Source organism: Actinoplanes auranticolor (genome assembly GCF_018332655.1).
GTDB lineage: Bacteria > Actinomycetota > Actinomycetes > Mycobacteriales > Micromonosporaceae > Actinoplanes > Actinoplanes auranticolor.
In genome coordinates, this window is record NZ_BOQL01000026.1 from 390,134 (window position 1) to 404,542 (window position 14,409).

General features: G+C 71.3%; 13 protein-coding genes. 5 read left to right on the plus strand and 8 right to left on the minus strand.

The annotated features are described in order from the left end of the window. Positions 1 to 29 precede the first annotated feature (29 nt). Positions 30 to 2,348: a PAS domain S-box protein gene (locus Aau02nite_RS17610; RefSeq protein WP_212989499.1), complete on the minus strand. Its 2,319-nt coding sequence runs from the start codon at positions 2,346 to 2,348 to the stop codon at positions 30 to 32. 111 nt (positions 2,349 to 2,459) lie between these two features. On the opposite strand from Aau02nite_RS17610, the gene Aau02nite_RS17615 reads away from it, so the two are divergent. Together Aau02nite_RS17615 and Aau02nite_RS17620 are read left to right on the plus strand one after the other, a co-directional pair. Next, positions 2,460 to 3,266, plus strand: coding sequence for an SAM-dependent methyltransferase (locus Aau02nite_RS17615; RefSeq protein WP_212989500.1), 807 nt, complete (start codon positions 2,460 to 2,462; stop codon positions 3,264 to 3,266). A 117-nt stretch (positions 3,267 to 3,383) separates the two neighbouring features. After that, a complete protein-coding gene (locus tag Aau02nite_RS17620; protein ID WP_212989501.1) occupies positions 3,384 to 3,896 on the plus strand; it encodes a hypothetical protein in 513 nt (170 codons plus the stop codon). Between the two features lie 6 nt (positions 3,897 to 3,902). Here the strand turns inward: Aau02nite_RS17620 and Aau02nite_RS17625 are convergent, their stop codons facing one another. The 3 genes from Aau02nite_RS17625 to Aau02nite_RS17635 form a co-directional block, all read right to left on the minus strand. Then, positions 3,903 to 4,955, minus strand: coding sequence for a type III PLP-dependent enzyme domain-containing protein (locus tag Aau02nite_RS17625; protein WP_212989502.1), 1,053 nt, complete (start codon positions 4,953 to 4,955; stop codon positions 3,903 to 3,905). Between the two features lie 392 nt (positions 4,956 to 5,347). Continuing rightward, on the minus strand, positions 5,348 to 5,563 hold the full coding sequence (locus Aau02nite_RS17630) for a DUF397 domain-containing protein (protein ID WP_212989503.1): 216 nt from the start codon (positions 5,561 to 5,563) through the stop codon (positions 5,348 to 5,350). A gap of 74 nt (positions 5,564 to 5,637) precedes the next feature. After that, on the minus strand, positions 5,638 to 6,486 hold the full coding sequence (locus tag Aau02nite_RS17635) for a helix-turn-helix domain-containing protein (RefSeq protein ID WP_212989504.1): 849 nt from the start codon (positions 6,484 to 6,486) through the stop codon (positions 5,638 to 5,640). 219 nt (positions 6,487 to 6,705) lie between these two features. On the opposite strand from Aau02nite_RS17635, the gene Aau02nite_RS17640 reads away from it, so the two are divergent. Beyond that, on the plus strand, positions 6,706 to 7,344 hold the full coding sequence (locus tag Aau02nite_RS17640; protein WP_212989505.1) for a GOLPH3/VPS74 family protein: 639 nt from the start codon (positions 6,706 to 6,708) through the stop codon (positions 7,342 to 7,344). A 62-nt stretch (positions 7,345 to 7,406) separates the two neighbouring features. Further along, positions 7,407 to 8,939, plus strand: a complete 1,533-nt coding sequence (locus Aau02nite_RS17645; protein ID WP_212989506.1) for an APC family permease — start codon at positions 7,407 to 7,409, stop codon at positions 8,937 to 8,939. Between the two features lie 240 nt (positions 8,940 to 9,179). Here the strand turns inward: Aau02nite_RS17645 and Aau02nite_RS17650 are convergent, their stop codons facing one another. Beyond that, positions 9,180 to 9,740, minus strand: coding sequence for a GNAT family N-acetyltransferase (locus Aau02nite_RS17650; protein ID WP_212989507.1), 561 nt, complete (start codon positions 9,738 to 9,740; stop codon positions 9,180 to 9,182). Positions 9,741 to 10,071: 331 nt separating this feature from the next. Here Aau02nite_RS17650 and Aau02nite_RS46495 point away from each other — a divergent pair, with 331 nt between their 5' ends. After that, positions 10,072 to 10,401, plus strand: coding sequence for an L-lactate permease (locus tag Aau02nite_RS46495; RefSeq protein WP_246595220.1), 330 nt, complete (start codon positions 10,072 to 10,074; stop codon positions 10,399 to 10,401). 80 nt (positions 10,402 to 10,481) lie between these two features. Here the strand turns inward: Aau02nite_RS46495 and Aau02nite_RS17660 are convergent, their stop codons facing one another. From Aau02nite_RS17660 to Aau02nite_RS17670, 3 genes are all read right to left on the minus strand, one after another. After that, positions 10,482 to 11,150 (minus strand): HAD family hydrolase, encoded by a 669-nt coding sequence (locus Aau02nite_RS17660; RefSeq protein ID WP_212989508.1) that lies wholly within the window; start codon positions 11,148 to 11,150, stop codon positions 10,482 to 10,484. Then, positions 11,147 to 12,340, minus strand: coding sequence for an MFS transporter (locus Aau02nite_RS17665; RefSeq protein ID WP_212989509.1), 1,194 nt, complete (start codon positions 12,338 to 12,340; stop codon positions 11,147 to 11,149). Before Aau02nite_RS17665 ends, Aau02nite_RS17660 begins: the two co-directional genes overlap by 4 nt. 153 nt (positions 12,341 to 12,493) lie before the next feature. Continuing rightward, positions 12,494 to 14,350 carry a sensor histidine kinase gene (locus tag Aau02nite_RS17670; RefSeq protein WP_212989510.1) on the minus strand — a complete coding sequence of 619 codons (1,857 nt, stop codon included), beginning with the start codon at positions 14,348 to 14,350 and terminating at the stop codon, positions 12,494 to 12,496. Between the last annotated feature and the right edge of the window lie 59 nt (positions 14,351 to 14,409).

Consider the following 14,409-nt stretch of genomic DNA (forward strand, 5'->3'; position numbering starts at 1 on the left):
AAGCATGCCCTGCACCGGCGACAGCCGGCTCAGCGGGCGCCGGGGGGCAGCTGCGCCTGCATCGCCGCCATCAGCTCCACGCTGGTGAACGGCTTCTCCAGCAGGTGCACGTCGGCGCTGAGCGTGCCATGGGTGGTCAGCACCGGCTGGGCGTATCCGGACATGAACAGCACCCGGGTCTCCGGGCGTTCCGCCATGACCGCCGCGGCCACGTCCCTGCCCAGCATCCCCGGCATGATCACGTCGGTGAGCAGCAGGTCGATCCGGTGCGGGTACGCCTTGGCGCGCCGCAGCGCCTGCACGCCGTCGGCCGCGGTCAGCACGGTGTAGCCGGCCCGCAGCAGGATGCGCTCGGTCACCTCGCGCAGGGCGTCCTCGTCCTCGACGACCAGGACGGTGATGCCGTGACCGTCGACGACGGCGGGTGGCTGCTGGGTGGACTCGGCCGTCACCGCGGTGTCGGTGACCGGCATCAGCACCGTGATGGTGGTGCCCAGGCCGGTCTCGGAGTAGATCTGCACCGTGCCGCCGGCCTGGGTGATGATGCCGTAGACGGTGGCCAGGCCCAGCCCGGTGCCCTGGCCGCTGGGCTTGGTGGTGAAGAACGGGTCGAAGGCCCGGTCGATGACGTCCTTCGGCATCCCCGTACCGGTGTCGGACACCCGGATGCGCACGTAGCGGCCGGGGATCGGGCCGGAGCGGCCGGCCGCGTGGTCGGCGTCGACGGCCACCGCGGCCGTGTCGATGGTCAGGTGCCCGCCCCCGGGCATCGCGTCGCGGGCGTTGACCGCGAGGTTGACCAGCACCTGTTCGAGCTGTCCGGGGTCGGCCATCACGGCGGGCAGGCCGGGAGCGGTCCGGACGGCCAGGGTGATGTGCTCGCCGATCGAGCGCCGCAACATCTGGTGCACCTCGGTGACCACGGTGTTGACGTCCAGCGCCCGGGGGCGGATCACCTCCCGGCGGGCGAAGGACAGCAGCTGGTGGGTCAGGTCGCTGCCGCGGCGGGCGGCCCGGGCGATCTGCTCGGCGTCCTTGGCCAACGGGGTGCCGGCGCTGTCCTCGACGATGAACGCGGCGTAGTTGAGGATGACGGCGAGCAGGTTGTTGAAGTCGTGCGCGACGCCGCCGGCGAGCTGTCCCAGGCTCTCCAGCCGCTGGGTGCGCTGAAAGCGGGCTTCCATCTTCTGCTGCTCGGCCTCCGCGCGCAGGGCCTGCTGCTCGGCCTCGACGGCGAGCCGGTCGGTGATGTCGCGGACGGCGGCCACGACGATCAGCCCGTCGCCGGTGTCCAGGGCACTGCAGGAGATGTCCACCGGCAGGTCGGTGCCGTCGCGGCGCCGGGCGGTCCGGGTCGCCCAGCCCTGTGTGGTGGCACCGGTGAGGCGCTCGGTGTCCAGCGGGGTGGAGTCGCCGCCGGTGCGCAGCACGGCCGAGGCCGCGGGCAGGCCGTCGGGCAGCAGCCGCCGGACGGCCATGTGGGTCAGGTCGTGCCGGGGGTAGCCGAACATCCGCTCCGCCTCGGCGTTGACCAGCACGACGGAACCGGCGGCGTCCACCCCGAGCAGCGCGTCCGGGGCCGCGTCGAGCACCGCCTGGACCCGCGCCTCGGCCTGCTCCCGGTCGCTGATGTCGCGGGCCGTGGCGGTCACCCCGACGATCGCGCCGGTCGCGTCGCGCAGCGGGGAGACCAGCAGCGACACCGCGATGGCCGACCCGTCCGCGTGCCGCCGGTAGGTGCGGTACCGGTCCATCCGGCCACCGAGACGGACCAGCGCCAGCACCTCGTCCTCGTCCACCCGCCGGTCGTCGGGGATGATCCGGTGCACGGGGGAGCCGACCATCTCCGCGGCGGTGTGGCCGTAGAGCAGTTCCGCGCCCGGGTTCCAGGTCAGCACCAGGCCGTCGAGGTCGGTGGTGACGATGGCGTCGTGCGACGACTGGACGATCGAGGCGAGCAGCGCCCGGGCCTGCTCGGCCTCGCGGTGGGCGGTGTCGTCGCGCAGCACGGCGGTCACGTACATCTCGCCGCCGGGCGCGGTCACCGCGGCCAGCGACACCTCGACCGGGAAGACACTGCCGTCACACCGCCGGCCGCGCAGCGGCAGGCGCCGTAGCGGGGGATGGGCACTGGCCAGGTAGCCGGACCGGTGCTGCGCGTGCACGGCCCGGATCTCGTCCGGTACGAGCTCGTCCACCGAGCGGCCCGCCAGCTTCCGCTCGGGATAGCCGAACATGCCGTGCGCGCGCCGGTTGGCCAGCGCGATCGTGCCGTCGGCGGCCACGATGATGACCGCGTCGGGTGCCTCCTCGACGAGCAGGCCGGTGAGGGACTCCAGCGCCTCCACAAGTCCCCCGATCCGCCCGGTTCTCGGCCCGCACGCGCGACACCCAACGTAAGATCAGGGACGGCCGAGAGGGGCGAGGTTCTTCGAATCGCTCCCGTTCCGGGAGGCGACATGGGTGAGCCGGCGCCGCTTCCGGCGGGCATCGACCCGAACCGGCCCAGTCCGGCCCGGATGTACGACTACTTCCTCGGCGGCACCCACAACTTCGCCGCCGACCGCGCCGTCGCGGACCGGGCCGTCGAGCTGGTGCCCGATGTGCCGCGGATCGCCCGGGCGAACCGGGCCTTCCTGGGCCGCGCCGTCCGCTTCGCCGCGGGCCGCGGCATCCGGCAGTTCCTGGACCTCGGCTCGGGCATCCCCACGGCGGACCCGGTGCACGAGACCGCGAGGGCGATCCGGCCGGATGCCCGCGTCGCCTACGTCGACCGCGAACCGACCGCGGTGCTGCACGCCCGGGCGATCCTCGGCGACGATCCGGCAACGGTAGTGCTCCAGGCCGACCTGCGGCGCAGCCGCGAGCTGCTCGACGATCCGGCCCTGCGCGCCGTGATCGACCTCGCCGAGCCGGTATGCGTGCTGATGGTGGCGGTGCTGCACTTCCTGCCGGACGGCCCGGAGCTGACCCGGGCGCTGCGGCACTACCACGACGCGGTGGTCCCGGGCAGTGTCCTCGCCGTCACCCACGTCACGGCCGGCTCCCGTCGGGAGCAGCTCGACCGCTTCGCGGATCTCTACCAACGCACCGGCACGCCCCTGGTCATGCGCGACCGGGCGGAGCTGGCGGCGCTGCTCGACGGCTGGGAACGGGTCGCGCCGGGGATCGTGCACAGCCCGGAGTGGCACCCGTACCCCGGCACGGCGCCGGTGGCCGATCCGGCCTCGTTCGCCACGCTGGCCGGGGTGTTCGTGCGGGCCTGAGCCGGGCCGGGCGGTCCGCGGTGAGGGCCGGGGCCGGCGGTCCCGGTATCCTGCATCCGCGTAGCCACGGCTGGTTCACCGGGCCGCTCCGGCGCGCGCCTGCGGAGGGAGCGGCCCGTGGCCGAGGACGTCGAGCCCCTGAACCGGTCCGGCACCTTCTCCGGGCGGCGCCGGCTCGCTGCCGTCCTGGGCGCGGCCGCGGTGGTCCTCGCCGTCGGCGTGCCGGTGGCCCTGGCCGGCCGGCCCAGCTCCGGCCCGTCGGCCCCCGGGGCCGGGGGCCCGCCGTCGCCCCCGCCGGTCGTCGAGCAGTCGGCCGGTGCGCCGCTCGGCACGCCGGTCCCCGGGCAGGTGAAGGGCCACCCGGACGACGACGGCTGCCCCGTGACCGCGCCGCGCCTGCTGGAGGTCCTACGCGCCAGCGACCGCTACCAGCACCTGGCCGCCACCGGCGGTCTCGGCGACGTCGACTGCTACGACAGCTACGCCCTGGCGCGCACCCGGTCCGGCGACGCCGACCCGGCGACGGTGGTCTTCCGCTACTCGCAGCTGACCGAGACCTGGCAGGCCGTCGCCGGTGCCTGCGCCGACGTCCCCGAGGCGGTCCGCGCCCACCTGCGACGCTGCCGCTGACGTGCCTCAGGTCAGCACGACGTGGGGCTTGGCGAAGCCGTTGAAACGGGAGGCGTACACGGTCGTGTAGGCGCCGGCGGATCCGATGAACAGCTCGTCGCCCTCGCGCAGGTCCGCTGACAGGGGCACATTCCTGGCGTACGTGTCCTGGCCGTCGCAGGTCGGGCCGGTGATGTGCCAGGATCGCCGGCCGGCCGAGCCGCGCGCGTCCCAGATCGGGTAGCGCAGGTCGCCGCCGGACTCGAGCACCTCCATCATCCCGTTGAAGACACCCAGGTCGGTGTGCAGCCACCAGCCCGACGGCCGGCGCGCGACGCCGATGATCCGGCAGCGGAAGGTCCCGGCCTCGGCGACCAGGCACCGGCCCGGCTCGGCGAAGACCTCCACCGGGTACGGCAGCTGGGCGATCCCGGCGGCGGCGGCCCGGCCGAACGCGGCCAGCGAGGGCACGGGCCGGTCGTAGACGGCCGGGAACCCGCCGCCCAGGTCGACCATCTGCAGCTTGATGCCGTGGCTGACGAGTCTGGCCAGGACGGTGTGCACGTCCTCCAGCGGCCCGGTGAGGGCGGCCGGGGTCAGCGACTGCGACCCGATGTGGAAGGTGATGCCGTACGGCACCAGCCCGAGCGTGCGCGCGCGCACGAGCAGCTCGATCGCGCCCGGCACGTCCACGCCGAACTTGCCCTCGCTGGGCACCAGGCTGGTGCGGTCGCCCGTGGACAGCCGGGCGTAGACGCAGCTGCCCGGGGCCTCCTCGGCCACCCGTTCGAGCTCGTCCTGGGAGTCCACCGAGAACCGGTAGACGCCGGCGCGGGCGGCTCCGCGGGTCTGTTCGCGGGCGCGTACCGGATTGCTGAAGAGCAGATCCTGGCCGCGGACGCCGAGCGACCGCAGAATGCCCACTTCGTCCACCGAGGCGACCTCGAAACGGGCGCCCGCGGCGTGCAGCACCCGCAGCACCCCGGGGTCGGTATTGCATTTGGTCGCGAAGAATGGACGAACGTTCGGGAATGCGTTCTTGAATTCTTCGACGGCGGCGGCTATACGCGTGGCTTTCATCTCGAGGACAGGCACCCCGGAAACGGGGCGGGGGGCTTGCGGACCGGCCGGCGGATCGGCTACCGCGGGGCCGGGAGGGAAAGTGCGCAACGGGGATCCCCTTCACGCTGGGTGACAGCTCCGCTGCTCAGCGTACACCTCAGGGGTGGGGCCGGTGAATACCGCGATCGCCGCCGGATCCGTCCACAGCGGAGTATTTGCAGGTCACGGCCGATAACACAGGTTCGGGGCGCCCTGAGTGGGGCGCCCCGAACCGGCTCTACCTCAAGGTCCCGATCGTGCGCAACGATTCGGCCGGCGCAGACGTTTCACTATCTTGAAACGGATCTTGCCGTTCGGGAAGTTGACGTTGATTGACTACTTCCCATCGTTGCGCACCTATCGGTAACCTCTCATCTGTTGTTATCGAACTCGCCGTCCTTTGCCGAGTGAACAAACTCGGCCCAGTCCGACGGGTTGAAGATGAGAGCTGGACCCGTAGGGTTCTTGCTGTCGCGTACGGCGACAACTGTGTCGAGGAATGCGACCTCGACACAGTTGTTGCCACCGTTTCCGTTGCTACGACTGCTTTTCTTCCAGACGGCAGCGTCGAGATGGTGCGCAGGCATGCCAAGCACCTCCCTTCAATATGCGGTTGTCGTTCTCCCTGCACGGGTTCGTGCAGGCATTCGGTGGTTCCGGCCTATCCGCGAAGCAGGCCCTCGATCAGCTTGATGGACAAGCGGGGATCGAGGGCTTTGGCGCTCAGTCGCTCGAACTCGTCACGGTAGCGGGCGACCTCTGAATGTTGCTCTTCGTAGTAGTCGCCCGCAAGACCCTCTAGGTAAACTACATCCAAATGAGTGGTCTCCCGGAACGCCAAAAGCGCTGCTGAGCCGCCCAGGAAGGGGTGTTCGCCGGCATCGAAGGGGAGAATTTTCAACGTCACCGTCGGTAATTGCGCGGTTTCAATCAGGTGCTTCAGCTGCTCGTCCATGACATCCGGGCCGCCGATGACCCGTCGCACCACGGATTCGTCGACCAGGGCGAGGAGTTCCAGTGGATTCGTAGCCCGCAGCCGGCCCTGCCGCTTGAGCCGCAGCGCGACCCGGCGGTCGACCAGGTGCTGGGGATCCTGCGCCCGGCCCGTGCGCATGAGCGCGCGGATGTACGCCTCCGTCTGCAGTAGACCCGGCAGCACGATGGGTTCCCAGGCCAGCAGGGTCGACGCCTCCGCCTCCAGGCCCACGAAGTTGCCCGGGCGCATGATGTCCCGGTAGTCGGTCCACCAGGTGCGCTCGCGCGACATCCGGGCCAGCGCCATCAGCGCCTCGCGGTAGTTCTCGTCCTGCACGCCGTAGAGGGTCAGCAGGTCCTTGACGTCGCGGGCGGTCACCGCCACGCGCGCGGTCTCGATCCTGGTCACCTTGGCCGCGTGCCACTCGAAATGGCGCCCCACGGTCTCCTGGGTCAGGCCGGCTTCCTCGCGGCACCGCTTCAATTCCGCGCCCAGTCGGCGTCGTCGCAGTGTCGGGCCCTCGTCAGTGGACACGGCCGCCCCCTCGGTCCTCGGGAATGGGATTCACTTTGGCATCCACGTCTGGCGCCGGACCCATCCTCCGGCAAAAAAATCACGACGTGATTCCGAGTCTAGTACTTCTTGTGTTGACCTTAGCGCCGGGTACATGATGCACCGGACAGGGAGTTAGTGCGGTCTATACAGGCAGTTGTCCCTGACGAATCCCAGGTCGATGTTCTAGGGAGTGGCGGCGTGCTGGCTGACCAGTTCTATTTGATCGCTCACGAGGACCGGACCGGCCGTTCGCGGCTGCATCCGCGGGCCACCGGCATCGGATTGGCCGCGTCGCTGCTGGGCGAGCTCATCCTCGACAACAAGATCCGGATCTTCGCGGGTGATCTGGAGATCGTGAGCAACCAACCACCGCGCGACGGGCTCGACCACGCGGTCCTCGACCTCCTCATCGCCCAGCCGCAGCACCGCGACGTGCGGACGTGGCTGGCCTACCTCTCGCAGGACGCGGCGGTCCGGGTGGGGGAGCGGCTCGAGCGCTCGGGTGCGGTGGAGTCGGTGACCCGGCGGCGGATGCTGAGCACCCAGACCTTCTACATGCCCAACAACGAGCTGCAGCGCAACGCCGCGGCCTGGGCGCCCATGCGGCTGGCCAACATCCTGGTCCGCGGCCTCGACATGTCCATCACCGACCGGGTGCTGGCCGGCCTCATCGCCGCCACCGGTCTGACCCGCCACGTGCTCTGGGACTTCGAGGCGCACCGGTCCGCGTTCTCGATCCTGCCCAACACCGTGGCGGCCCTGCCCGAGGACCTGCGCCAGCTCATCGAGCACACGGAGGCCAGTGTCGGGTCGGTCCTCGCCGTCGGCCGTCGGTGAGCTCTCGCGGGCGGCACCACCGCCGTCAGGACAACTTCGATCAATGGGCCGGGAGGCTGTTGATGGCGCGTAAGGAACCCGCCGAGCCGGACATCATCTCCAGCGCACTGGCGCGCAACCGGCTCGGCGTCCCGTCGGTGGTGTTCTTCGGAGTGGCGGGGGCCGCCCCGCTGACCGTCATCATCGGCGCGATCTCCGCCATCTACGCGATCATCGGCAACACCGCGGTGCCCGTGGTCTACCTGGTCACCGCCGGGATCCTGTCCATCTTCACGGTGGGATTCGTGGCGATGAGCCGGCACATCGTCAACTCCGGTGCCTTCTACGCGTACATCAGCCATGGGCTGGGGCGGCTGGCCGGGGTGGGGGCGGCGTTCGTGGCGCTACCGGCGTACTCGCTGATGCAGATCGGTCTGTTCGGTCTGTTCGGCTCGGCGGCCTCGGACATCCTGGCGGCGTTCGGGCTCAAGGTCGGCTGGTTCGCCTGCGCGCTGGCCGCCTGGGCGGTCGTCTCGGTGCTGGGCCTGCTCTGGGTCGACCTCAGCGGCAAGGTGCTGGCGGTCCTGCTGATCGCCGAGATCAGCGTGGTGCTGATCTACGACGTGGTGATGATCGCCAACCCGGCGGGCGGCAGCGTCAGTTTCGCCACGCTCAACCCGGGACCGCTGTTCACCGCCGACGTCGGGCCCATGCTGGTGCTCGCCATCGCCGGCTTCGTCGGCTTCGAGGCCACCGTCGTGCTCTCGGAGGAGGCCAAGGACCCCAAGCGGACCATCGCCCGGGCCACCCACCTGGCCGTCATCCTCGCCGGCCTGCTCTGCGGGCTGTCGGCGTGGGCGATGTCGGTGACCACCGGTCCGACCGGGGTGGTGGCGGCGGCCCAGGCCAACCGGACCGACATGGTCTTCGAGCTGGTCGCGCCGCACGTGCCGGGGATCCTCGTCGACATCGGCTACATCCTGTTCATGACCAGCGTCTTCGCCGCGCTGCTGGCGTTCCACGCCGCGGTGGCCCGCTACCAGTTCGCGCTCGGGCGTGAGGGTGTGCTGCCCGCCGCCTATGGACGGACGCATCCGCGTACCGGTGCGCCGTTGCTGGGCTCGATCACCCAGAGCGTGCTCGCCATCGGTGTGCTCTCGGCCTACGCCGTGGCCGGCCTGGAACCGCTGTTCTACGTGTTCGCCTGGCTGACCACGATCGGCGGGCTCGGGGTGCTGTTCCTGATGTGGAGCGCATCGTTCGCGGTGCTCGCGTTCTTCGTCCGCAACCGCGGCCGGGAGAACGTCTGGCGCTCGCAGATCGCCCCGCTGATCGCCTTCCTGCTGCTCAGCGCCGTCCTCGGGATCACCATCATCGGGTTCGGCGAGCTCCTGCAGGTCTCCGGCGACTCGCCCTTCCAATGGCTGGTCCCGGTGCTCTACTGCGGGGTCGCGGCGATCGGCGTCGGCTGGGCGCTGGTCATGCGGGCCGCGCGGCCCGAGGCGTACGCGGCCATCGGCCGGGGCGTGGACGGCCGGACCATCGCGTTACCGGAAGGGCCCCCGTCGACCAAAGGGTCACATGAACCGGTGGGGGCCCGCGGATACCACTACTGAACCCGAACCCACGGAAGGAGACCAGGCGACGGAAGGAGACGGCTCAGGTGACCGACGACGGCCGGAAGCCACGGACCGGTGACTCCGTGGCGCCCGGCCGGACGGTGGTAGTAGGCCGGCGGACGCTCCCTGCGGCGTACCTCGAAGTGACAGCTCCGAGGTTTCGGCAGCGCCGCGGTGGAGCGTCAGCCCGCCCAGCTCGTGCGAAGGAGATGCTTATGGCGTGATGTCCGGAGACCCTCAGGCCGCCGCGGCTTCCGCACTGAAGTCGTAGAGCCAGTACGACTGCTGGTCGATCCGCTGGAAGCGCATGTTGTCGGTGAGGCGCTCCACCATGGACCGGAAGATGTGCGAGAAGTTGAGCACCTCGTCGTTGTACGAGCAGATGTCGATACCGACGAGCCCGTTCTGGGTAGCGGCGGTGACGTACAACTGCTCGACGAGTTGCCGGAACATGTGCCGGCCCTGGGACTTGGGGTGAACCGCGACGAATCCGATGTACCAGATCCGTTTGCCCGCATAGTGCTCGGGCCAGTGGCGCTCGAAGTACTGCGGCGCGATCAACGGCACCGCCTCGAGGTCTCTGGTGTACGTGGCCAGACCGCAGAGCGTCCCGTCATCGGTCAGGCAGAGGTACTTCTGGACCCGCGTGTCGTTCATGACCTCGTCGAATTCGTGGCGGTACATCAGGTGCCGCTGCACCGCCATCGCGTTCAGCTCATGGAATGCGGCGTAGTACAGCTGCCAGGCCGCCTCGGCGAGCTCGTCGTCGTTGATCTGATCGACAATCTTGATGACCATGCTGTGCTCCCCGCAATGTTGCCGGTCGAGTGACCATCGACGCCTCACACCACTGAAGTTGATCGATGGCTATTTGACCAACAGAGTACGGACGGTGACGCGGAGGCAACAGGCGGTGAGCACAGATTTCGGCCGTCCCGCGCCCGGATCGGCGATTTTGGCACGTCAAGGTCATGTACTCGGTGCAGGTTGCACAAAGGACACGCCCCTGGCGACCGGCCGGGCCGTTGCTGCCTCGCGCATTGCCAGCGGCGGCCCACTCGCCGCTGTCCACCATGTCACGAGCGCGCCCGAAGCGTTGAATTGTGGTGCCTACCATTGACGATCCTGAATGGGTGCCAGGTCGGACCAGTTCCCGATCGTGACCGACCCCGCCGGCGGTTCCCTGGCGCTCTCCGCCCTGTTCGTGGCGTTGTCGCTGCTCACCCTGTTCATTCTGCTCGGTGCCCTGCGGATGCGCGCCTGGCTGGCCGGGATCATTGGGCTCCTGGTCGCGCTCGTGGTCGCCGTCGTCACCGTCATGGCCGTGCTGGCGCTGGCCTATGTGCTCAATCAGTCAGGCCAGACCAACACTCTCGGCGAGTTCCCGGCCCAGGCCGGCGGGCTGTTCATCTTCCTGTCGTCGATCCTGGGCTGGATCGGGGTGGCGGTGACCGGTTGACATCTTCCGCAAGGTGGTCGGCTGGAGCCTGGTGCTGCTGGTCATGTGTGTCCTGGTCACGTTGCAGGGCACGCCCGTGCTCAGCTGGATGGTCCCGGGCGGTTGAGCAGCAGCTCCACCGCGGCGGTCAGCGTCGATACGACGGGCACGCCGGCTTCGGCGACATGCTCGCGGACGTGCAGCGCGTCCTCGCCCGGGTGGTAGAGGACGCACCGGACGCCGCACTCGCGGGCCGCGCGGGCGTCGTCGAGGCTGTCCCCGACGACGATCGCCCGGTGCGGCGCGATGCCCTGCTCGTGCAGGTGCCGGCGCAGATGCGGCGCCTTGTGGGCCAGGTCGCGGCCGGTGCTGCCGTCGACGCGGGTGAAATGGTGCCCGATGCCGGCCTCGGTGATCAGCGGGACGAGCTGCTCGTGCGGGTACATCGAGAGCAGCGACTGCCGGCCGCCGGCGGCCGTCCACCGGGAGAACGCGTTGATCGCGTCGGCGGTGAGGGTCACCGCCGCGCGGTGCCGGGCGTACGCGGCGCGGAAGCACTCGTCGAGCTGCCGTTGCTCGTCGTCCGTCAGCGGCCGGCCGGCGAGCCGCTCGTAGAAGGTGGTGATCGGCTGGGTGTGACGGCGCTGGTAGGCCGCGCGGGTGACACCGGGCAGACCGCACGTGGCGAAGGCATCGATGGTCGCGTCGATCAGCGCCCGGCTGTCACCGAACACGGTGCCGTTCCAGTCCCACACGATGTGCCCGGTCATGCGGCGGCCGCCCGGGCCGGCGCCGACCCGGATCGGGCCACGACGGTGAGCACCGTGACGCAGACCAGCGCGGCCAGGGGCGCGAGGGCGAAGCCCCACCGGACGCCCGCAGCTACCAGGGGACCGGTGGCCGCCGAACCGATGGCGCTGCCGACCGCGAAGGCGGTCGCCACCCAGGCGAACGCCTCGGCGACCGTGCCCGCGGGCGCGAGCCGGTCGGCCGCGAGGAACACCGCGGTGAGCAACGGTGGCAGGGCCAGCCCGCTGAGGGCCAGCAGCACCGCCATCAGCACCGGTCGCGGCGTGAGCAGCAGCGGCAGGAAGCCGGCCGTCAGTGCGGCGGCGAGCACCGGCAGGCGGATCGGTCCGCCGGGCCGGGCCCGGGTGTAGATCAGGCCACCGGCCAGCGCCCCGGTCGCCTGGGCCGCCAGCAGCCAGCCGCTCAGCGATCGGGTTCCCGCGGCCTCGGCGTACCCGGTCAGTGCCACCGGGATGCTGCCGAACGCCAGGCCCACGCAGAGCACTCCGGCCAGCATCAGCGCCAAGCGGTGCGAGCGCAGTGGTCCGGCCCAGTGCCGTACGGCCCGCACCCCGCGCCACGAGCGCACGGCCGGCGTCATCGCGAACACGGCGGTGCCCGCCAGCTGCAACACGGCCGCGGTGAGCAGGCCGGCGGCCGGGCCACCCAGGGCCACGGCGGCGACCGTGGTCAGCGGGCCGGCCACGAAGATCACCTCCTGGACGGCGATGTCCAGCGCGTACGCCGCGGGGACCACGTCCGGGGCCAGCAGGTCCGGCCACAGCGCGCGCAGGCACGCCTCCAGCGGCGGGGTGCCGAGGCCGGCCAGCGCCGCCCCGGCGGCGGCGGTCGGAAGACGGTGCCCGCCGGCCGCGACGAGGGCGAATCCGGCCCCGGACACCAGCGCCGAGGCCCACAGCACCGGCGGCTGGCGCCAGCGGTCGACCGTGCGGGCCAGCAGCGGAGCACTCACCGCCATCGCCGCCGTGTACGCCGCCACCAGCAGGCCGGCGGCGGTCAGGCTCAAGGACTGGCGGGCGAACAGCAGCAGGGCGAGGGGGCCGGAGGCCAGCGGTAGGCGGCCGATCTGGCTGGCGAGCAGGACCCGGGAGACCTGCGGCGCGCGCAGCACCGCGCGGACCCGGGGCGGGGACGAACTGACAGCGGACATGACACATCGCTCCCTGCGATGGGGACTGGTACGGACGCGCCGGTGCCGGGCTGCGTCAGGGAGCGAAGTCGGCCCGCTCGTGGTCGTTGCCGTAGAGCGGCAGGGCGGGCGTGATCCAGCGGGCGTACGCCGCCGCGACTGCCTCCACCGGGATCACTGAGCGACCATAACCCAGTCGGCCGGGCCCGTGGGGACCGCGCCGGCGGGCCGGGGCGCGAGCGGCAGCGTGAACCAGAAACGGCTGCCGCCGCCCGGGTTGTCGTCGATGCCGACCCGGCCGCCGTGCCGCTCGACGATCCGGGCCACGATGGCCAGCCCCAGGCCGGTGCCCGGATAACCCTCGCTGCCGGTCGCCCGGGCGAAGGCGGTGAAGACGGTGTCGCGCTGATCCTCCGGGATGCCGATGCCGCGGTCGGCCACGTCGATCCGGACGGCGTCGCCCTCGGGCCGGCTGCTGATCCGCACGTACGGCTGCAGACCCTCGGCGGTGTACTTCACCGCGTTGCCGATCAGGTTGTCCAGCACCTGGCGCAGCAGCGTGGCATCCCCCGGTACGGCCGGCAGCGGATCCACCACGATCAGGATGTCCGACTGCCGCGCCTCGCTGAGCCGTTCCTGGGCGATGTCGTCGGCCAGTGCCTTCAGGTCGACCGTCGTGGTGTTCAGCGTCCGGTTCTCGGCGGTGGCGTAGTCGAGCAGGTCGTCGATGAGGGTCTGCATGCGCTGGGCGCCGCCGTACAGCCGTTCCAGGAAGTCGCGGTGCAGCGGCTCCAGCCCGGCCGCGGCCTCCTCGCGCAGGAAGTCCGCGTAGCCGGTGATCCGGGCCAGCGGGCTGCGCAGATCGTGGGCCACGATGCCGGCGAAGCCGACCAGCTCGGTCTCGCGCTGCCGCAGCTGCTGCTCGACGGCCTCGCGCCGCTCGATGTCGTGCAGCAGCGCGGTGGTGGCCTCGTCGACCCGGCGCAGGGCCCGGTTGCGCGAGGTGAGCACCGTGCCGGTCAGCCCGGCGATCAGCACGGTCAGGACCACGCCGATGATCCACGCGGCGGCGTCCAGGTGCATGGCGGCGCCGGGCAGCAACCGGTCGGTGGGCTGGACGACGAGCCGCCAGGTGCGCTCGGGCACGGTGACCGGGACGTCGCGGGGAGCCGGATCGTCGTGCAGCCGGGCCCGCGGCATCCAGCTCGCGACGGGGACCGGCGTGCCGGGGGCGGGGTCGAACAGTGTGACCGCCACTGCCTCGCCGGCCACCACACCGATGGCCTGCCGCAGGAAGTCGCCGCCGCGCAACCCCATGGTCAGCCAGCCCCGGAACTGCCCGGTGTCGGGCGCCGCCGGTGAGGTGGCGTAGACCGGGGCGGCCAGCACGAACGACAGCTGCTGCTGCGTCGCCGGCAGGGACTGGTCTTTCATCAGCCGGTAGGTGTTGCTCGTCGTGACCCGGTGGCTCTGCCGGGCCAGCCGCATCGCCGCGGCCGCGGCCGGCGAACCGGCCAGGTCACGGCCGAGCAGCGACTCGCCGCGGTCGAGGGAGCGGTGCAGCACGATGAACAGGTGGTCGCCCTCGGCGTTCGGCACCGGCTGCAGGGTCAGCCTGCCATCACCGCGGTCCCGCCAGAACCGCTGCACCTCCGGGATGCGCGCCCGGCTCGCCGGCACCACGAAGGCCACGCCGCTGGCGCCGGGCAGCCGCTGCTGGTCGACCGCGGCGACGATGGCGGTGAACTCGGCCGACTCCAGCTGGGCCTGGGCACCGACGGCGGCGGCCAGGTCGGTCAGGGAGGTGCTGTAGCGGCGGACCTCGGCGGCCACCGTCTGCGCCACGATCATGGAGTGCTGTTGCAGGGCCCGTACCGCCCGATCCTGGTCGGCGCGTCGCAACGCCAGTGCGGCCAGCGTGGTGCCGAGCAGCCCGAGCGCGATGACCAGGGCGAGCACGCGTACCGAGCGACGTCCCGGCGACCGCGAACCGGCGCCGGGGCCGGTGCTCGTGCCGGAACCCCCACCCACGGCCCGACGCTACGCCCGCGGCCGGAGCCCGCGTGGCGATTCCCGCGACTGGCGGGGCG